Raw genomic sequence first — 19,328 nt, 5'->3', positions numbered from 1 at the left:
AATCTCACCTTCGGCACCAGAACGCAGGAACATCTGACGGAGTCGCAGGCGAGCTGGAGCTGGCGTGAGGTCGCAACCTCGGTCTTCGTCGTTGCCGTCATCCTCGGAGGATACCTGTATTTTACGGGATAAGAACGATGCCTCGGCGAGTGCAAAGGAAGAATGGTGTCTCGTCCTAAAAAAACTTTACAGATCTTAAATTAAGGGCAAAGGGGCTGCGGCTGTAACATGCAGCCCTTTTTTTGTTTTCCATCATCTGTGACGAGAGTATTTTCAGAAGCGCGCGTTTCCGCGGTTTCGGGGAGCACGTGGGCCGATCATTCTCAAGGATTTGAAGCTTCAGGACTCTTATCTAAAAGTCAGAGACTTAAAAAGAGCAACAGAATCAAGCAACGAACGCTTGGATCGTTTTTTGCCTCATTAAATTTTCGAGGTAAAAACCGGTCGGAGTCATCATCGTCGAGCGGCTTCTTTCAACGTGTTGCAGCCATTTCCGTCTCACCCGCCTTTTCATCAATGCTGCCGTTTGGCAACCTGCTCTCTCTCCAAATTATTCAACTGCGGTCAACCTAATCCGGCTCACGGCCTTCTTCCTTTTTTGATAACTTCCATTGACCCATACTAGATTTTTTTGAGACAAGTCAGTCCCCGGTGAATTGCAGATAAGAGGGAGAACGATCAGTTGCTCTAGTCGTCGCTGAATTGTATATTCACAGGAAGATGAGAATCGGAAAAGCAATTTGCGATTCGCCGGGTCTGTCCGTTGGCAGGCTGCCGGTCTCAATTCGTCCCACTAATCCGCCTACCCGTCCGAGGAGATACACTTATGCGCGTCATCAGGTCGTTCGTTAATGCGTCTGCCCCTTTCCTTTTTCTCACATTCCTCTCTTTCGGTCAACAAGCAACGCACGAGGTCAATGCCGCGAACACGCTCACCGAAAAGGAATTGAAAGAAGGCTGGAAGCTTTTGTTTGACGGAAAAAGCACCAGTGGCTGGCGCGGTGCATACCGCGATTCGTATCCTGAGAAGGGGTGGGAGGTGCGCGACGGCATGCTCATCGTCGAGGCTTCAGAAGGCCGCGAGGCGGCGAACGGCGGAGATATTGTGACCGTCGATGAATACAGCAGTTTTGATTTGAAGGTGGATTTCAAACTCACCGAAGGCGCCAACAGCGGAATCAAGTATTTTGTCACCGAAAAACAGAAAAAGAACCCTGGTTCAGCTATCGGCCTCGAATATCAGCTGCTCGATGATGCCAGGCATCCGGACGCAAAACTCGGCATTAACGGTAATCGGACACTCGCGTCGTTATACGACCTCTTTCCGGCCAGCAATAAGCATCCGAAGCCCATAGGTGACTGGAACACCGCCCGAATTCTCGTCAAGGGAATGCATGTGGAGCATTGGCTCAACGGGGTAAAGGTCCTCGAATACGAGCGCGGCGGAAAGGAATTCATGGCTCATAAAGCAGAAAGCAAATTCAAGGATATGCCGGATTTCGGCATCGCCGAGAAGGGACACATCCTGCTTCAGGATCACGGGAATCAGGTCTTCTTCCGCAACGTGAAGATCCGGGTTCTCCAATAAACAAGTGCTACATAATCTGAGGTTCTGACATGGCAAAAAAATCACGACGCGATTTCTTAGCGCTCGCCGGCGTCGGCGCACTGGCCGGATTCCTTTATGATGGAGCAATGCCCCGTGAGAAAATCACCAGAGAAAGCCATTCCTCTCCGGTCGCATTCACCCTCGGGATTGCTTCGTACTCCTTCCGCGCATTTCCGCTCGACCAGGCTATCGCAATGACAAAAAGGCTCGGGATCAAAAAGCTCGCCCTTAAGGATGTGCACATGCCTTTGACGAGCAGCGAAGACGAGATTCGACGAACAGTCGATATGATGAAAGCGGAAGGTATCGAGCTCTCATCGTGCGGAGTGGTCTACATGACCAACGAGGGGGAAGTCAATAATGCCTTCCGGTATGCAAAGGCTGCGGGGCTCTCGGTGATGGTGGGATGCCCGAGTGAATCCTTGCTGAAACTCGTCGAGCGCATGGTGAAGCAGACTGGCATCGCCCTCGCTATCCATAACCACGGTCCGACGGACAACCGGTATCCAAGTCCGGAGAGCGCATACCGCCTTATCGAGGGAATGGACAACAGAATGGGCCTCTGCATCGATGTCGGGCATACGCGGCGATTGGGACTGGATCCGGCCCATGAAGTTGAGAGATTCGCCGATCGTCTCCTCGATGTCCATATGAAAGATGTCAGTTCCGCAGATGCAGGCGGGAAAGAAGTAGAAATTGGCCGGGGGGTGATTGACATTCCAGAATTATTGTCCACCCTTGCCAGAGTCAAGTATTCGAACACGATTCACTTTGAGTATGAGAAAGATGAAAAAGACCCTCTTCCGGGTCTTGCGGAGTCCGTCGGCTATGTGCGTGGGATCATTGCAACGATGTAATCAAGGTTCACAAAGGAGAAAATAAATGAGAACGCGGCGCGAGTTTCTTCGGGACACTGCCATTGTCGCAGTCGGATTGGCGTCCGGCCTGAATGCGAAAAGTTATTCAAGGATCATTGGCGCAAATGATCGGGTGAATTTTGCCATCACCGGTTTACACGGCCGTGGGTACGCGCATCTTGAGTCGGTCGCAGCGAGCCGCAATGCAGCCATCAGCCACATCTGCGATGTCGATAGCAGGGAGCTCGACAAATTCTCTCTTGTTGTACAGAAGAAAATCGGCCATGTCCCGGACCAGGTCAAAGATTTCAGAAAGCTCCTTGACTCCAACGATGTCGATGCAGTCTCAATTGCGACGCCGGACCACTGGCATACACCAATGGCGATCATGGCCCTGCAGGCGGGGAAACACGTGTACGTCGAAAAGCCGTGCAGTCACAATCCGCGCGAAGGAGAGTTGCTGGTCCAGGCGCAGAAGAAGTATGGGCGGCTTGTGCAGATGGGAACTCAACAACGTTCATCGCCGCACACTATCGAAATCATTAACCGCATCAAGAATGGTCTTATCGGACGGCCATATTTTGGAAAGGCATGGTACGCGAACACGCGAACCTCCATCGGTGTCGGAAAACTCGTTCCCATACCGGATGAGTTGGACTGGCAGCTATGGCAGGGCCCGGCGCCCCGAAGGCCCTACAAAGACAACATCCATCCGTACAACTGGCATTGGTTCTGGAATTGGGGGACGGGTGAAGCGCTCAACAATGGTACGCACGAAGTCGACGTTTGCCGATGGGCGCTTGGCGTTGACTTTCCGAAGACGGTGACATCATCGGGAGGGCGGTATCACTTCAACGATGACTGGGAATTCTACGACACGCTGGTCACCAGCTTTGAATATGACGGAAAGATGATTTCGTGGGAAAGTCTCAGTTGTCAGGGGAAACGGTCCTACGGCAGGGATCGCGGAGCAGCCATCGAAGGAACGGAAGGTACGGCGATCATTGACAGGGAGGGATACGAAGTCTTCGGCCTGGATGACAAGAAGATCGACGAATTCAAGGTCGGGAACAAGAGCACGACCCAGGATCTCACGAGCGCGGACGCTATGACCGATGCTCATTTTCAGAATTTCATCAACGGTATTCGAACCGGCGAGAAATTGCATTCGCCCATTGAAGAGGCGTACATCAGCGTCACGACATTGCTCCTCTCGAACATCGCCTGGAAACTGAACCGGGCGCTAACCCTGGACGCGCAGACGGGGCATATTCTCAACGACACCAAAGCGATGGAAATGTGGGGACGCGAGTATGAAAAAGGATGGGAGCCGCGCATTTGAGAAGAGCAAATGGAACAGACCCTTCGAAAACTCCCCAAGTAATGTCATTCTGAGGAGCGCACCGACGAAGAATCCATGACACTGCAGTCTGGTGACCCGCAGAGGTGTTTATGATCGTTCATCCTACCATTACGGGCGCGCAGTGTCATTGATCCCTCGTCCCGGCAAAGTACGTCGGGGCTCATCATGACCATGAAAAGGGCGCTTGAAGGAAAACAATATGGGGGGAATGCGATAAGAAAATATTTTTTCTATTCGCTCGCCAGTCAAAATCGGGGAACGTTATGCGCGGGCGTGACGAATAATCTTCGAAAGAGAATCATTCAGCATAAAGATAAGAATATTCCCGGATTCACCAATCAATACCGGATATCGAGACTTGTGCACTTCGAAGAAGACGGCGATGCGTGCGATCCGATAGCGCGGAAAAGCAAATTAAGAGCTGGGTAAGGGAAATGAAAATCGCGTTGATCGAATCGGTCAATCCGGAATGGAACGAGATTCGGCTGCAGGTTGCTTCGATGCGGCCGTGCTCATCACAGGAGTTCCGAGTCATGGATTCTTCTCCCGCCACAAACCGGCGGGATCAGAATGACAATAGTGCCGCTGTGCTTCTTCAGAAGGGCATACTAAAGAGCTTTTGAAATAGCTTCCAGCACAACTAACACCCAATCCCCATGAAAAATTTGTTCGTTATCATTTTTCTGAGTTTTTCATTTTTAACGCATGCTGTCAGCAAAGAAGGGCGGAGCGTGACCGGCCAAGTTGAAGACACCGACCAAGTGGTCCACCGGCAGGAGGTATACAAGTCAGTCGACACCATCAAACTCACGATCGATATTTTCTATACGCATCGATCGTTTGAACGTGAGAATAATACTGCTATTGTCTTCTTTCATGGCGGCGGTTGGGCCTTTGGCGCCCCGAGCGAATTCTTTACAACGTGCGAACGATACGCGAGAATGGGGATCGTGACGTTCTCCGTAGACTACCGCCTGTCGATTGACCACGGTCAAACGCCGAATAAATTGATCAGTCCGATCGAATGTGTCATGGATGCCAGATCGGCCATGAGGTGGGTTCGGGAAAATGCAGGTAAATTCCATATTGGCAAAAATAAAATAGTTGCCGCCGGTCAGTCTGCGGGAGGCCACCTGGCATTATGCACAGCGATGATCGATGAGTACAATGAAAAATCAGATAACGTCAGCATCAGCTGCCGCCCGGATGCAATCCTGCTGTTTTCAGCATGCGTCAATACAGTAGAAGGCTGGTGCGATCGTTTGCTGGCTGACCGTCGGAATAAAATATGGAGCATTTCTCCAACCCATAACATAAAAGGAGGAATGCCTCCGATGATAGAGTTTCATGGCGAGTATGATGATCAGGTCCCTATCTGGACGGTCCAATTTTTTGACAGCGCAATGACCAAGGAAGGGAATTATTTTGAACAGCATACTTACAAGGGCATGAGGCACTATCTCGGAGAGGGAAACCAAAAATATGCACGCTACTTTGATGATGGGATCCTGAAGCTTGCAGATGATTTTCTCCGGAAATTTAATCTTCTGGATTGATGCGCCCTCGACTTTTTATTCAGCGATGCGAATGGACCTTGTAGCGATGGACCATCGCCTGTTCAAGGATCGTACGTGACAAAGGAACGAACAGTCAAATTCGGAATCGTCGGCTGTGGAATGATCAGTGAATTGCAGGCCGATGCCCTGACAAAAGTGCCCGGAGCGGAGATCACTGCCTTCTGCGACCGCACGCTCGCCGCGGCGGAAAGGCGGGTTTCTCAGTTTGGGGGGACAGCATACTCGGATCTCGACGAATTCCTGAAGAATCCCGAAATCGATGCAGTTTCAGTCTGCACCGCTTCCGGGGTTCATATGGAAGCGGCGATTGCCGCCGCCAAGGCGAAGAAACATCTCATCATCGAGAAACCCCTCGAGATCACCACAGACCGGGTCGACCGGATCATTGCCGCCTGCCGGGAGCATGGAGTCAAACTCGGCGCGATTTTCCCCCGAAGATTTTCGGAATCAAGCCTGGCGCTGAAGAACGCGATCGGCGCAGGGCGCTTCGGAACCATCGTCCTGGCAGACGTTTACATCAAATGGTATCGCACGCAGGAATATTATGCGTCGAGCGGGTGGCGAGGTACGTACCGTTACGATGGCGGGGGCGCTTTGATGAATCAGGGAATTCACGGCATCGACCTTCTTCAATGGCTTATGGGGGGAGTAGAGAAAGTGACGGCGTTTTCGGCTACAAGGGCTCACACCGGTATTGAAGTTGAAGATGTGGCTGTCGCCTCGCTTGTTTTTAAATCGGGCGCCTTGGGTGTTGTTGAAGGCACCACCGGATCCTGGCCGGGAACAACGCTGCGCATCGAAATCTCCGGCACCGACGGATTTGTGGTGATGGAAGACGAAAGCTTTCCGTCGTGGCAATTCCGCCATGATTTGCCCGATGACGAAGACATTCGTCATCGTTTTGCAAAACGTAGCGATGCGGCAGACGGCGGCGCTTCATCCCCGCGTGCGATCAAGAGCGAAGGACACCGACGCCAGTTTGTGGATTTTGTTTCCGCCATCCGCGAGAACCGTCCGCCGAGTATCGACGGCGCCGAAGGCCGGGCCGCAGTCGCGATCATATCAGCGATCTATCGATCTGCAAAAGAACAACAGGCCGTTCTTGTTGAGTAGTTTCCTTCCTCACCTCCAACGCCGGAAAAACTGACGGTGTAGAAAAGGACCAGGGATGGTTCGGAAGCTCACCGAAGACCGCCGGTGTTTTTGAAAGTGTAACTGCTTGTCGTTGGTCCGTCGTTTTTGCAGCCGCTGCAGGAGATGTCTTCGATTGATGGCCCTCGGACTTTGTCATGCCGGGCACGGACCGCAACCAAATAATCGCTGATGCGACTCTGCGCTAGCAACGAAGACATGCAGAAGAATTTATCCACTTGCTCTCCCCCACACCCCGGGGATCCCTTCTCCGCAGAATTTGCATTTCCCGTTCACGATGTCGTTTGAATGGATCACGAACCCTCTCCGCTCGACGATGATCTTCCCGCAGTTGTGACAGTATGTATTCTCCGCGGCGTGACCCGGAACGTTTCCGATATAGACGTAGTGCATTCCGGCCGCAAGCGCGTCGTTTCGCGCCTGCTCGAGCACTGAGACCGGCGTGGTGGGGAGCTGGGTGAGTTTGTAAAGCGGCGTGAAGCGGCTGAAATGGAGCGGAGTATCAGCGAAACCGTTGGCGACAAGCCAGCTGCTCATCTTTCGTATCGTGGGAAGGTCGTCGGTCCATTGCGGAACAACGAGGTTCGTGATCTCCAGCCATACTTTCTCCTCCTTCAACACTTTGAGCGCCTTCAGCACCGGTTTCAGAGTAGCCTGGTTCAGCCGCCAGTAAACGTCCTCGTCGAATCCTTTCAGGTCGATGTTCGCTGCGTCGATCCGCTTGCAGAGCAGGCGGAGCGGCTCCTCGTTGATATACCCGCTCGACTTCCAGACGTTCCTGATACCCTTCTGCCGGGCGAGAAGCGCTGTGTCGTACCCGTACTCATAGAAGGTGTTCGGCTCTGCGTATGTATAAGCGATCGATTCGCATCCGTTCCTGATGCACTCGTCAACGACCGCGGAGGGCATCAGGTCCACGTTGTCCGTCTCTTTCGGACTGAATTGTGATATCTGCCAGTTCTGGCAGTTCAGGCAGCGGAGATTGCAGCCGGCCGCGGCAATGGAGTATGCGTGCGTTGAAGGTAGGAAGTGAAAGAAAGGTTTCTTTTCGATCGGGTCGATGTGAACAGCGCATGGGTTCCCGTAGGCGATGGAATACATCGTGCCGGAATAGTTGACCCGGTTCCTGCATTTACCGGCGTCTCCATCCGCCAGTACACATCCATGCGGGCACTTGTGACAGAGAAGCCCCCCAGGAGTCTTTTCATAAAACATCGCCTCCTTGCTCCACTTCCATGGGCCCTCAACCGGAATCGACGATGCGATCCCGGAACCCAGCGCGCCGACGTAACCGTTCAATCTCTCAAACCCCAGCGCACATCCTCCGGCGGCGAGGAGCCCGCATTTGAGAAATTCCCGTTTGGTCATCATATGCAACGATCGATTCATATCTCTCACCTCTTCTTTCGAATTCACGGAATGCCGCCCTGACGGCTCCCGGGAAAATCTCTGAAAATTCTTAGCTTACAACGCCAGCCCCTAATTTTTGTATTCGAAGGATTGTCGCCAATGAACTCAGCAAGCTCACCGCGGCAACAACCGAACAGACTCTCGTGACGCCGACGAGAGGAACCAAAAAAGAGCTGACCGCAAGGGCTCCCAGCGCGGACCCGACGAGGTCAATACTGTAAAGATGCGATGCGATCGCGGCAGGAGAACTCTTCAGAAGCCGGGAGCCTACCGCGAATTCGGCGCCAACGCAAAATCCAAAGCAAAGGACGAAAACTCCGATCACCGCATGAACGGCATACGGGTCATCCGCAGCGTCCATCAGGGCTGTCAGTATTAGAGGCAATGAAATTGCCAGTGCGGCGATCCACACCTGGAGCAGGGCGAACCGGCGTAGGTCGGTTCCTCGCCCCATCTTCCCGGCTGCGAGCGCTCCCAGCGCCAACCCGCCCAGAAAGAGCGTGATGATCAACCCAGCAAGAAAATAAACGTATCCATACAGGATCTGGAACGCGATGAGCACGACAATTTCGACCGAGGCGGCGGCGAATCCGCCGGAAAAAATACCGAACGAGACCGTATTCATCCGCAGGGCAAAGAAGCCAAAGATGAGAATGGAGGCGATCATCGGCCACCAGAAATTCTCGCGAAATTGGCTCACCCAATACCCAAGCTCGCGGTAATAGGCGACCGGCGTGAAATCCTCGTTCATCGAAGCATGTTTGTCGATGGCGTCGAGGATCGTTGCGCTTCGTTGCCGCTGGAGTTCATCGTCCAGATAATCGCCGTTCACATAGGTGGTCGGAATTCCCCTCGAGCGGACCAACTGCGTGATCCGATAATCCAAGGAGTCGTCCGACGCCAGGAAGAAATCGCGCGAGCCGGGGATGATGAGGATGTTCTTGAACTCAGCAGCCAGGGTGCTGTAGAGCACGGAACGAATTTGCCTCGCTTCAGGGCTGAGGTAGTCTTCGGATGAGATGAGGCTCAGCGACAACACCGAGCCCTTGTTCATAGCCCGTCTCAGCTCACGGAAGAAACCGAGCGTATAGAATCGGTTCAACTGAGCCGTCGTAGGGTCGGGCTCCTGGATCAGGACCACGTCGTATTTCCCGCGCGCATGCTTCACATAAAGCCGGCCATCTTCAGGTATCACGTGCACTCTCGGGTCGTTCATCAGCATTCCGAATCTCTCTCCTGCGCGTACGATCCAGGGATTGATCTCCGCATCGTCCACCTGCTCGACGGGATATTTCAGGATCTCGGCGACCATTCCCGACATCCCTCCGGAGACCAACAGCACCCTCCTCGGGTGCGGATGCTGAAGCATCGCGTAATGGACCGCTTCCTCATTCGCGATCACCTCATTCGTCGAATACAAATGGATGTTGTTCTCGAAGAAATTCAGCTGATCTCCCTGGCGAGTCACGACAAGATTGCCGTACGGCGTATCCTTCTGAAGCAGGAGAACCTGACCGGGGAATTGAATTCGTCTGGTGAAATCGTCCAGGTTCAGCGCAGAGAGGAGGAGGGAGATGAGTACAATTCCAGCGGCCGCAAAAAAACGAGTGCTGCGTGTTCGGACGATCAGGAGCGTTGCGGCAACGGCATTGATCGCCGCAAGAAAAAACAGGCTCTGGAACGTTGAACAAATGAAGATAAGGATTCCGTTGAACAGCAGGCCCCCCGCGACACTGCCGGCGGACTCGAGAATATAGATCCTCCTGACGGCGTCGTCCCCCATCCTTTTCGATGCGGCCCCCACGAGGAGGGTAAAAAGAAATCCGGACACAAGACAATAGGGGAGTAGGGTCACAAACGCCGAAGCGGCGACTCCGTTCAGGCCCACGGCGCTTCCCGGAAGGAAGACAACATTTCTCAGAAGCCGGATCGCAAGGAGTGTCAGCGGCGGAAGGAGTCCGAGCAGGATGAGCAGCGTTGGGATCCGCGTTTCGCTCATCCCGGTTTTTCCTGCGTGCTTCCCCAAAGATGAGCCGATGCCGGTGATGACCATCCAGCTGGCAAGAAGCATCCCCATTACCAGCTCGTTTCCGTAAAAAGCAGAGAGAAATTCCCGGAGGAGAATGATCTGGGTTGCGATAGTGGTGGAACCGAGCGCCGCCGCCGCTCCCGCCAAGGGGGCATCCATAGCCGAAAACCGCCGGGCGAAATCAGTTACATGCAAGCCAACCCTGGCCATAGTTTTCCCGCCTCTCACTCAGTTCACGGGCACGTCCTGCTCGCTGAAGACGATCGCCTGATAGACATAGAGCTCGGCGTCCTTCCATCCGTCCCATCCTAGGCCGGCCTTGTCCTGCGAGCAATGCCCGAGGAATTCTTCCTTCGACCATCCGGTCTCCGCGGCGACTTGCGGCAGGAACGTTCCGGAGCGCATCCCCTTTTTGATGTAGATGCCGTCACGTCCCAATTGGAATTCGTCGATCGAGCTGATCCGCCGCATCGGCGTCAGCGCCGAGATCTCGATCTCCAGCCCTCCGACTTCGGAGAGCTGCACGGGAGGGAATCGATAATCCTGTGTCGCGGATGCGACCGCCATCTGTTCGACGGTCTGGTAAAGAGGGAGGGAACTGTCGAACCGTCCCACGCATCCCCTGAGCTCCCCCTTTTTGCGCAGCGTGACGAACGTCCCTCCTTCCGCTTTAACGGATGCGGAGAGCCGCGATGAATCGATCTCGGGAAGGGTTCCGTCTTTGAGATACGTCAAAATCGTGTTGCGCGCAATCGCAAGGAGTGTTCTCTTGTCTGCGTCGTTGAATCTCTCCCCCTCATCATGCGGCCTCAGTGTGACGGCGATCGCGTTGTAACCGACCACCCGGCTCTTGTCGCCGGCCTCGGAGTCCCCCGAGTTCTTGTAGGCGATGCGCGCGTATCTGACATCTCCCATCTTTTCCGTCATGTCCAAAAGAGTGACGATGCACGACCATCCGCACATTGTGGTGAGCAGGTTCGGGATCCCCTTAGCCTCGTATTCTTCGGTCACCCGCATCAGGTAGGATGGGGAATTAGAGACAACCGCCTCGGCCGAGATGCTGTCCACTCTCACCGCATCTTCATAGGACGGGTAGTGGGAGAAATCGCTGCTGATGATGAAAAGATTTCTGGCGTTAAAGAAGGGGCGGAGTGCCCCGGCGATCTTCTTCAGCGTTTCAGGACGCCGCGCCGCAACCACGATCGGCACGATCCTGAAATCTTTCTTCAGCCAGTACTGAAGGAAGGGAATCTGGACCTCAACGCTGTGCTCGCGGTTGTGCGCCTCGATGTCGGTGGTGAAGACCGGGTTGTCGTGCGCAAGCCGGATCCCGAGTTCCTTATTCACCTTCACCGTCCCGAGAGGCGTAATAAAATCCCCCGCGGTATACACCGAGGCCCGCTCGATGTCCAGATAATGACTCGGTCCGAGCACGAAGACATTGTCGTACTGTTTCGAAGGGTCAACCAGCGAATAGCCGCAAGCAGCGACTCCGCCGCTAAAGACGTATCCCGCATGCGGAACGATGATCGCCGTGACATCCCCATTCGCCTTCGATGATGCCGCGGTGCTGAACAGCCGGGCGAGCATCGTTTGAAGTTCGTCCCGTTGGGCGGGATAGAACTGTCCCGCGACTGCGGGGAGCCTGTCACCGGGATTGGATTGGGACGAGCAATCGGTGCAGAGAAACGAAAGGAAGATGAGAAGAAGCGATCCCGTCTTTGTCATGGTTCGTTCTCCTGAAGTGGTGCATCGTGCAGTTTCGGCAGAAACGTAACGAAAATTGAGCCGAATTGCAACGCCACAGAATAGTAAAAAGCCAATAGGCAAAGGGAAAAATACAGATCAACCGAGATCTTTGGTTGGATTCTGGATGGAAATCTGCGGAAGAAGTCTCTGTGATATTGCAGCAGCGGCGGAGTTAATGCGGATGCTTATGCTTTAAGATGTGCGGTTTTTCCAGGCCGTGCGAGAACATCAGCTGTTCGTCGGAGAGTATGTTGTCCGTGTTCCCGTCGGCAACGATAGATCCTTCATCCATAACGATAGTTCTGTCGCACATCTCGGCGACAAATTCAAGGTCGTGGGTTGCAATGATCTTCGTCGCTTCGATCGAACTGACCAGCGCGGCGAATTGCCGCTTCCCACGTGGATCCAGCCCCCGGGTCGGCTCGTCGAGTGCAAGGACCTTCGGTTGGCAGGCAAGCACGCCTGCAAGACAAACCCGCTGCTTCTCTCCGCTGCTCAAATGATGCGGTGATCGCCCTTCATATCCGATCAATCCGACCTTTTGCAATGCATCCGCGACGATCCCCTTGACCTTGTCGCGATCCATATTGAACTGAACCGGTCCGAACGCAACGTCTTCATAGACCGTTGGGCAGAACAACTGATCATCCGGATCCTGAAACAGCAATCCTACAGCCCGCCTGATCTGCAAGATATTCGCATCGTTTACGGCCAATCCCTCGATGAACACACTCGGAATCCCTCCGAAAACATTGGGCAGGATGCCGTTGAGATGCATGAGGAGTGTTGATTTTCCCGCACCGTTGGGTCCGATCAATCCGACGGTTTCCCCTTCATGGATCTGAAAAGAAATGTCTCCCAATGCCGGCCGGTTCTCCGCATAATCAAAATGAAGATTCCGAACTTCGACGGATGTTTTCATCATTTCCATCCTCTCGCCGACATCGCGCCGAAGACTTTTTCCGCCCGTTCTGTGGAGCGGACAAAGAGCTGGCCGATCGTGAGTGAAAGAGAATACCATGTGAACTTTTTGCTCTTCGCGAACGTGCGGCTTAACCGGGCACGGTTCAACCGATCAGTCTCATCGATAAGGACAAAGATGTAGCGATACATGAGCGCCAGTATCGTGACGATGATCCCGGGGAGATGAAGACGGCGGAGAATTCCCAGGATCTCATTGAACGGAATCGTGTTCGACAGAATGATCATGGTCAGGAGGCTCACCGTGCTCCTGATGACGATCGACATGAACTTCAATCCACCGTCTGCCTGGAAAAGCATGAGCGATGCGATGACCGCGACAAACGGCTCGAACATGACGATCCTTCGGAGAACAAACAGAGCCGGAATGCGCGTGAACGGCACGATGAGTACGACGAAGAGCCCGGCGGCTGCGGGGATGTAGAGCATCCGGGCAGGGGGGATGATGCTGACAAGCACGATGCAAAGTGCGATGATGAGTTTGAGGAGCCCCGGCAAGCGATGGACAGGGCTTTCGATCCGGCTGTAGCGGTCAAGATATTCGTGTTTCATCTGCTTTGCGGCTTCTCCTGGGATGATCTCGGAGAAACCATCCTGGCAAGAATGAATGACAACACAAAGACACACGTCGCCCCGACGACTGCGGCGATCGGCAAGGCAATGCCCAATGATCCGACTCCGGGGATGCTATAGCCATGGGCGGGAGAAGGGACGACTGGTTTCGCAAACGCCTTCGCTTCAAAGCCAAACTGCGAAGCGATCCTTTCCAACCCGTCCGGCCACTTTGATGCAAACGGAGTGACGAACAATGCCAGTCCCAAAATTGTAACGACACCGTAGAGCAAAGTTCCGGAGAGCGATTGGGCGCGCACATCGAAAGAAGATCTTCCGTTCTCCGGCAGCAGGTCGGGTCTTGCTTTATAGATCGCCGCAAGAACAAGCGTAGTGATCAGGGCTTCCCCGATGCCGATCAGTATGTGAATTCCAGCCATCGCGGGAAGGCCGTACGACCATTGGACCGTCCCCGACCATGCCAATTCCCCGGTACAACATACCGCGGCAAGAACAGTTGACGACCATGCCGCAAGACCGGCGGCAATGAACTTTCCGTAGCGTGAGGGAATCAGCCAAAGGAGCGCCCGATAGGTCCAGTAGCCGCCGAACACTGCGACAATTCCCATGTTGAAAATATTCGCCCCAAGAGCAAAGACGCCGCCGTCGGCAAAGAGAAGACACTGCACGATGAGCACGACGGACATTATTACGATGCCGGCGCTTGGGCCGAGAAGGACGGACACCAGAACGGCGCCGATGAGGTGACCCGAAGTTCCGCCGATGACGGGAAAATTCAACATCTGCGCCACGAAGATAAATGCAGCGGAGAGTCCCATCAGAGGCACATTGCGCGGAGAAATATTTCTCCTGAGTTCCCGCAGTGAATTTGAGATCCCCGCCGCAGAGAAGAGCGAAGTTGCAATAATGGTCTTTGTGTCCAAAAACCCATCGGGAATGTGCATGATCTCGCCTAACTCCTCTTCAGTTCTTTGCTTTGGCAACTAGATAGACATACCGCAACGTGTCGTTTCCCGTGTTGAACACATCATGCTCCGTTGCCGGGGGACAATAGGCGACGGAATATGGCTTTAATTGCATCGTCCGGCTGTTGATGATCCTCATCTCTCCCGAGCCCGCAAGAACGATGAGGGCTTCTTCGTATCCGCGCGTGCTGTGCCTGCCGACGGACTTTCCCGGTGCGAGGACCATGTAGCCCGAGTGCATTGTGACGGTGCCCGGCGGGCCGGTGAGAATATCCATCGAATCGGTTGCGGAGAGATCCAGTTGGACAACCCGGGGTTCGGGTTTCCTGTTTGCTGATTGCGCTGAGATCGAAGGGGCGATCGTAACCATCGCGGACAGGAAAAGAAATGATAAAAGACGACGCGGGCTCATTGTTCGGCATCCTTCCTTGTGGTCTATTTGAGTGAGCAGTTTATTCCTGCAAAAAGCGTCCTGCCGGGCATCGGGTAGTCATAGATGGTCTGGTAACTGATATTGAACAGGTTCTCTCCGGATATGTAGAGGCTCACAAAATCAGCGGCCTGGTATGCGACGCGCGCGTCAAGACGCGAATAGTCGGGAAGCCGTTCTTGCGACCCATCCGCACCATAGAGAACTGCAACACGCTGCATTGATAGCTTCAGCGTGGCGCGGTTATAGATATAATTGATTCCGACGAATGCTTTGTGCTTTGGAGTCGTATACGTCTGCTCGCCGGGGTCGATATAACTGTAGCTCGCGTCAATTCTCAACGAATTGAGCGGCCTGTAATGCCCTGCAAATTCGACCCCTTTGTGGCTGAAGCTTCCGGAATTCATGAATTGTATGCTGGGGTACACTCCCTCGACAAGGATAAGATTTGTCCCCTTTGCTATGAATCCCGTAAGATCGAACGTAAACTGGTTGGCCACATTCTGGATAAGACCAATCTCGTAATTCCACATACTTTCGGGCTTAAGATCGGCGTTCTCAACGGGGAGAAACATATAGAGTTCACCGATGCTCGGGTTCCGGTAGCCCTTGGCAACCGACGCCTTCAGCGTCGTCTGGCTGCTCGCGGCCCAAGAAATGCCTGCCGATGGGACAACCTGATTGCCGAAGGCTGAATTGAGGACGAGGCGCGCTCCCGCATCGGCCATGAATTGGTCGAAGAAGAAGTGTTCAACCATCGCATAGACTCCCGTCTCATCAATGTAATGCCTCCCGTAGTCGGTGGTTGTATCCACCGCGCTCCCGCCGTAATGCTGCAGATCGGCCCCAACCGTAAAGACATCGTTTTCCGATGTCCGGAAGTTCTGATAAATGACTCCGCCCAGGTTCCTGTCGTCGGAATGAAAGCCGCCGGCGATCGAGTGATGGCCGTAATTGTAGAACATCTTCAGCGAACCATCCACATCGGCGAATTTGTCGTCGATGGAAATGCTGCTCGTGCTTCGCAAAACGTCATACCACGTATCGACTAGGGGAGCTGACGCCGGTCCCGGGTCGTAGGTTTTGTACTTGTTGATGCTGCTCGTAAGATGAAGGTCGAGGTTCTCGTTAAGATCGTATTCCGTGTTCAGATAGCCGTCGTTCGTGTTGAAGCTCGAGTAGGGACGATGTCCGTCTGTTTGATCGTGGTCGCCCGAGACAAGGATGTTGAATTTGTCGTCTTTGTAGCCGGTTCCAAGATCGTATTCCTGAGTATTGTACGATCCATTGGCCGCCCCGCCGGAGAAATCCAATCCCTCTTTCTCAGCCTTTTTCGTGATGACATTAATAACACCCCCCATCGCGTTGGTTCCGTAGAGCATGCTTGCGGGGCCGCGGATGATCTCTACCCGTTCTGCGTCTTGGCTGAGATAGGTGTCGGGGAGGGGATGGCCGTAGAGCCCCATGAACTGAGGGACGCCGTCGATCATCACGAGGACCTTTGTGTCGGGACTTCCCCCTAACCCCCGAATGCTGATCGTGCCTGCTGGATTATCTATTCCATAACCGATAACCCCTCGTTGTGAAACGAACAGATCCGGAACTTGTTCACTCACCGCATCCAGGAGCGAGAGTTGTCCGCTCCCTTGCAGCTCACTCGAACTCACGACGGTGACGGATGCCGGAACATATTTCCTGCTTAGCCCTTCCCGGGTTCCGGTGACAACCACAGGCTCTTCATAGTAGACTTTCGTGGAATCTGTCTTCAGCGCCTGGGAAAATGCCGGTGACAGACAGATCAAAAACAGGGGTAAATAATATCTTCGACGGATCATTGTTTCTTCCAATGGAGTGTTAGAATTCTTTGCCGGTGAGTGTAAGGCTGAGGCTTCCGTGTTTTACCCCTTTGAAGCTGAGGATCTTGTCCGACAGCTCGCTGATCTTAACGGCGTTGTCTTTCAATATGATCACTTCAAGGCAGTTATCATGGTCGATGTGGACATGCGAGGTCGAGACGATAGTTTTGAAGTGCTCGTGCTGGAAGTCCGTAAGCTTTCCCTCCAGCTCTCTGACGTGGTGGTCATACACAAATGAAAGAACGCCGAAAGCCCGGGAATTCGGGGCGTGGACGCGCTCCTGCACGATCTTCTCCCGCACAAAATCCCGGAGAGCCTCGGAGCGGTTCGTATATCCTTTCTTGTCGATCATCGTATCGAGCTTGGCGAGCAGCTCGCTTTCCATGGAGACGCCGAACCGGATCAGTTCTGTTCCTTTCATGTAGCACCTTTTTTATAAATGTAACACTATCCTTCGCGATAATCAAGGAAGGAATCGTTCCGGCGATCCACAGTGCCATGCGAAGGTATACTGTGGAGAAGCGACAGATCTGCGGAGCGACAAGAGCCGAAACCAACCACTCGAGTACTCCTTGTCGCCGTCATCCTGTCATCGACTCCATTTCTTGCCGTCGGGGAGAGGAGCGTTGCATTTTACAGTTTAATTATTCCTCTCTTTTGTTGGCTTATGCAATGAACCCGTTCCTCCGTTTCGATCTTCGGCTAATAAGGTTGACGTTGGTTGCATTTGTATATGATTAGGCTTAGTTTTGCAGCAATGCTGTCGCTGGGGGTGTTTCAGAGAACGGCTTGCGGGGGAACTGCGGAATTCCGCCACAATCATGAGAAATCAAAAACAGGGTCGACGTTCGATACGTGGCGTGTCGGCAGTCGCTGACAAGTCGAAATCTGAAAATCAATCCAAAATGATGAACGTGCCTAGACAAGCCAAGCGGAGTGAGAGAAGAAAGGGTACCAGTGATCTCACCTTGGCCACAGCGAAGATCAAAAAGCGAGTTGGCGTGCAGAATAATCTTTGGAATGATCTTTCATTTACGAGGAATTTCCTTGCTGCAATCAAGGTGGGAGTAGCCCTTCTGGCCAACCGGACTATAATCGGGACGAACGATCATTTCTGTAAGATGACCGGATACAAGGAAAGAGAATTGATCGGCAAACCGGCGCGTTTGCTCTACCCGGAGGAAGAACAGTACCTCACAAAAGGAAGAATATTATACGATTTTGTAGACGCAACAAAAAAAGGGACAGAAGGGATGATGAGAAGGAAGGACGGTTCCCTTATGGATGTTCGCGTGTATGTCTGTCCATTCGACCGGAAGAGGGCATCAAGGGGATTCGTTGTAACCATTGTGGATATTTCGGCGCGAAAAAAAGCGGAACGAACGTTGGAATCCTCAATGGAGCAACTTCATGCACTTACCGCAAGACTTGAAGACATCCGCGAAGATGAACGACGATCGCTTTCTCGAGAACTTCACGACCAGCTTGGACAGATCCTTTCGGCGATCTCCCTGGATTTAGAGGCAGCCAAGAAACTCGACGCCGCCAAAGAGAAGTTGATCACACGCAAACTCGATTCTGCGCTCGAATTAACTGACAATGCCATTGGTATCGTCAAAAATGTTTCGGCCAGGTTGCGCCCTAGCTTGCTCGACCACCTTGGACTCCTCGCCGCAATTGAATGGCTGACAAACGAGTTCGAACGGATAACGGAGGTTCCTTGTGAGCGCGACCTTCCCGCCGAGGAACTTGAGATCGATGAGAGTCGGGCAACCGCTCTTTTTAGGATTCTGCAGGAAGCACTCACCAATGTCGCTCGCCATGCACGCGCAAAAAAAGTGAAAGTGAGCCTCAAGGATTCTACCAATGAGATTGTTCTTTCGGTCGTCGATAACGGCATTGGTATCTCTGACCGTGACCTTCATAACCCGAAATCGATCGGCCTGTTGGGCATTCAGGAGCGCTTGCGACCATTAAAAGGAATCAGTACTTTCCGCCGTGGGCCCCATGGCGGGACGGAAGTGTTGATTCGGGTTCCCAAAAGTATTAAGGAATAGAAAATCTTGGCGATTCGAATACTCATAGTAGATGACCATCCTATCGTCCGGGAGGGATTGATCGGACTTCTGAAGGGGGCGCCGGACTGTAAAGTCATCGCTGAGGCTTCTGAAGCAGATGAAGCGCTTGCGAAAGCGCGGAAGGAAAAACCAGATATGATCTTGCTGGACATCGCTTTGCCCGGCAAGAGTGGATTCGAACTTCTGAAGCAACTCCATATAGAAATGCCCAAGATAAAAGTTGTTGTCCTGAGCATGTACTCCGAGACGCAATATGCCATCCGGTGCCTCAAGGCAGGGGCCAAAGCTTATCTCACAAAGCGAAGCGCGCCAAAAGAGTTGTTGAATGCCATTACAAAAGTAATCGCCGGGGGCAAGTATATCAGCGCGGCCTTGTCAGAGCTTTTAGCAAGGGAAATCGGCTTTGATGCAACATCTGAGCCGCACGAACGCTTGTCCGATCGCGAGTTTCAGGTGCTCTGTTTCTTGGGTCAGGGAATGACAGTAACCCAGATTTCCAAAGCCCTCTCCATTAGTGCTTCCACAGTCAACAAATACAGATCCCAAATTCTGTATAAAATGAATCTGCACACAACTGCTCAGCTTATCCGCTACGCTCTCGATAACAATCTTACTTACCCTTCCGAGTAGTATTCCCTCCTGGTCTCCGAGAAACCTCCATTACTGGCTCACTCTCTACGTAGTATCGCTTAGAACTTT

Annotated in this window: 17 protein-coding genes; 8 read left to right on the top strand and 9 right to left on the bottom strand. The window is 53.1% G+C overall.

The window, feature by feature from the left end; all coding sequences use genetic code 11:
• Window positions 1-826 precede the first annotated feature (826 nt).
• The 6 genes from VMF88_10155 to VMF88_10130 all read left to right on the top strand — a co-directional run bounded on the left by VMF88_10155 (window position 827) and on the right by VMF88_10130 (window position 6,519).
• Window positions 827-1,588 (top strand): DUF1080 domain-containing protein, encoded by a 762-nt coding sequence (locus tag VMF88_10155; protein ID HTY11421.1) that lies wholly within the window; start codon window positions 827-829, stop codon window positions 1,586-1,588.
• Between the two features lie 29 nt (window positions 1,589-1,617).
• Window positions 1,618-2,466: a TIM barrel protein gene (locus VMF88_10150; GenBank protein ID HTY11420.1), complete on the top strand. Its 849-nt coding sequence runs from the start codon at window positions 1,618-1,620 to the stop codon at window positions 2,464-2,466.
• A gap of 25 nt (window positions 2,467-2,491) precedes the next feature.
• Window positions 2,492-3,808 carry a Gfo/Idh/MocA family oxidoreductase gene (locus tag VMF88_10145; GenBank protein HTY11419.1) on the top strand — a complete coding sequence of 439 codons (1,317 nt, stop codon included), beginning with the start codon at window positions 2,492-2,494 and terminating at the stop codon, window positions 3,806-3,808.
• A 186-nt stretch (window positions 3,809-3,994) separates the two neighbouring features.
• Window positions 3,995-4,258, top strand: a complete 264-nt coding sequence (locus VMF88_10140; protein HTY11418.1) for a GIY-YIG nuclease family protein — start codon at window positions 3,995-3,997, stop codon at window positions 4,256-4,258.
• 227 nt (window positions 4,259-4,485) lie between these two features.
• Window positions 4,486-5,385 carry an alpha/beta hydrolase fold domain-containing protein gene (locus tag VMF88_10135; GenBank protein ID HTY11417.1) on the top strand — a complete coding sequence of 300 codons (900 nt, stop codon included), beginning with the start codon at window positions 4,486-4,488 and terminating at the stop codon, window positions 5,383-5,385.
• Window positions 5,386-5,460: 75 nt separating this feature from the next.
• Window positions 5,461-6,519: a Gfo/Idh/MocA family oxidoreductase gene (locus VMF88_10130; GenBank protein HTY11416.1), complete on the top strand. Its 1,059-nt coding sequence runs from the start codon at window positions 5,461-5,463 to the stop codon at window positions 6,517-6,519.
• Between the two features lie 249 nt (window positions 6,520-6,768).
• Here the strand turns inward: VMF88_10130 and amrS are convergent, their stop codons facing one another.
• From amrS to nikR, 9 genes are all read right to left on the bottom strand, one after another.
• Complete coding sequence (gene amrS, locus VMF88_10125) at window positions 6,769-7,947, bottom strand: AmmeMemoRadiSam system radical SAM enzyme (GenBank protein ID HTY11415.1); 1,179 nt, start codon at window positions 7,945-7,947, stop codon at window positions 6,769-6,771.
• A gap of 70 nt (window positions 7,948-8,017) precedes the next feature.
• Complete coding sequence (locus VMF88_10120) at window positions 8,018-10,156, bottom strand: hypothetical protein (protein ID HTY11414.1); 2,139 nt, start codon at window positions 10,154-10,156, stop codon at window positions 8,018-8,020.
• Between the two features lie 69 nt (window positions 10,157-10,225).
• Window positions 10,226-11,725: an AmmeMemoRadiSam system protein B gene (amrB, locus tag VMF88_10115; protein ID HTY11413.1), complete on the bottom strand. Its 1,500-nt coding sequence runs from the start codon at window positions 11,723-11,725 to the stop codon at window positions 10,226-10,228.
• A gap of 193 nt (window positions 11,726-11,918) precedes the next feature.
• On the bottom strand, window positions 11,919-12,671 hold the full coding sequence (locus VMF88_10110) for an ABC transporter ATP-binding protein (protein HTY11412.1): 753 nt from the start codon (window positions 12,669-12,671) through the stop codon (window positions 11,919-11,921).
• Window positions 12,668-13,279, bottom strand: coding sequence for a CbiQ family ECF transporter T component (locus VMF88_10105; protein HTY11411.1), 612 nt, complete (start codon window positions 13,277-13,279; stop codon window positions 12,668-12,670). The genes VMF88_10110 and VMF88_10105 overlap by 4 nt, the downstream gene beginning before the upstream one ends.
• Window positions 13,276-14,244 carry an energy-coupling factor ABC transporter permease gene (locus tag VMF88_10100; GenBank protein HTY11410.1) on the bottom strand — a complete coding sequence of 323 codons (969 nt, stop codon included), beginning with the start codon at window positions 14,242-14,244 and terminating at the stop codon, window positions 13,276-13,278. Before VMF88_10100 ends, VMF88_10105 begins: the two co-directional genes overlap by 4 nt.
• 19 nt (window positions 14,245-14,263) lie before the next feature.
• Entirely contained in the window at window positions 14,264-14,677 is a 414-nt protein-coding gene (locus VMF88_10095) for a cupin domain-containing protein (protein HTY11409.1), read from the bottom strand.
• Window positions 14,678-14,700: 23 nt separating this feature from the next.
• On the bottom strand, window positions 14,701-16,530 hold the full coding sequence (locus tag VMF88_10090) for a TonB-dependent receptor (protein ID HTY11408.1): 1,830 nt from the start codon (window positions 16,528-16,530) through the stop codon (window positions 14,701-14,703).
• A 19-nt stretch (window positions 16,531-16,549) separates the two neighbouring features.
• Complete coding sequence (nikR, locus tag VMF88_10085) at window positions 16,550-16,972, bottom strand: nickel-responsive transcriptional regulator NikR (protein ID HTY11407.1); 423 nt, start codon at window positions 16,970-16,972, stop codon at window positions 16,550-16,552.
• Window positions 16,973-17,372: 400 nt separating this feature from the next.
• Here nikR and VMF88_10080 point away from each other — a divergent pair, with 400 nt between their 5' ends.
• On the top strand, window positions 17,373-18,608 hold the full coding sequence (locus VMF88_10080; GenBank protein HTY11406.1) for a PAS domain-containing sensor histidine kinase: 1,236 nt from the start codon (window positions 17,373-17,375) through the stop codon (window positions 18,606-18,608).
• Between the two features lie 6 nt (window positions 18,609-18,614).
• Window positions 18,615-19,259 carry a response regulator transcription factor gene (locus VMF88_10075; GenBank protein ID HTY11405.1) on the top strand — a complete coding sequence of 215 codons (645 nt, stop codon included), beginning with the start codon at window positions 18,615-18,617 and terminating at the stop codon, window positions 19,257-19,259.
• The last annotated feature ends 69 nt before the right edge of the window (window positions 19,260-19,328 follow it).

This window comes from Bacteroidota bacterium, assembly GCA_035506275.1.
Classification (GTDB): domain Bacteria; phylum Bacteroidota; class Ignavibacteria; order UBA10030; family UBA8401; genus JAGVPT01.
Note: the sequence above shows the minus strand (reverse complement) of the source record. Positions and strands in the feature narration are given on the sequence as shown.

Bases quoted from the DNA above. Each gene is read 5' to 3' on its own strand.
- VMF88_10155 (HTY11421.1), top strand. From the start codon at position 827: ATGCGCGTCATCAGGTCGTTCGTTAATGCGTCTGCCCCTTTCCTTTTT.
- nikR (HTY11407.1), bottom strand. From the start codon at position 16,972: ATGAAAGGAACAGAACTGATCCGGTTCGGCGTCTCCATGGAAAGCGAG.
- VMF88_10120 (HTY11414.1), bottom strand. From the start codon at position 10,156: ATGGATGCCCCCTTGGCGGGAGCGGCGGCGGCGCTCGGTTCCACCACT.
- VMF88_10150 (HTY11420.1), top strand. From the start codon at position 1,618: ATGGCAAAAAAATCACGACGCGATTTCTTAGCGCTCGCCGGCGTCGGC.
- VMF88_10145 (HTY11419.1), top strand. From the start codon at position 2,492: ATGAGAACGCGGCGCGAGTTTCTTCGGGACACTGCCATTGTCGCAGTC.
- amrB (HTY11413.1), bottom strand. From the start codon at position 11,725: ATGACAAAGACGGGATCGCTTCTTCTCATCTTCCTTTCGTTTCTCTGC.
- VMF88_10105 (HTY11411.1), bottom strand. From the start codon at position 13,279: ATGAAACACGAATATCTTGACCGCTACAGCCGGATCGAAAGCCCTGTC.
- VMF88_10095 (HTY11409.1), bottom strand. From the start codon at position 14,677: ATGAGCCCGCGTCGTCTTTTATCATTTCTTTTCCTGTCCGCGATGGTT.
- VMF88_10090 (HTY11408.1), bottom strand. From the start codon at position 16,530: ATGATCCGTCGAAGATATTATTTACCCCTGTTTTTGATCTGTCTGTCA.
- amrS (HTY11415.1), bottom strand. From the start codon at position 7,947: ATGAATCGATCGTTGCATATGATGACCAAACGGGAATTTCTCAAATGC.
- VMF88_10135 (HTY11417.1), top strand. From the start codon at position 4,486: ATGAAAAATTTGTTCGTTATCATTTTTCTGAGTTTTTCATTTTTAACG.
- VMF88_10080 (HTY11406.1), top strand. From the start codon at position 17,373: ATGAGAAATCAAAAACAGGGTCGACGTTCGATACGTGGCGTGTCGGCA.
- VMF88_10110 (HTY11412.1), bottom strand. From the start codon at position 12,671: ATGATGAAAACATCCGTCGAAGTTCGGAATCTTCATTTTGATTATGCG.
- VMF88_10100 (HTY11410.1), bottom strand. From the start codon at position 14,244: ATGCACATTCCCGATGGGTTTTTGGACACAAAGACCATTATTGCAACT.
- VMF88_10140 (HTY11418.1), top strand. From the start codon at position 3,995: ATGACCATGAAAAGGGCGCTTGAAGGAAAACAATATGGGGGGAATGCG.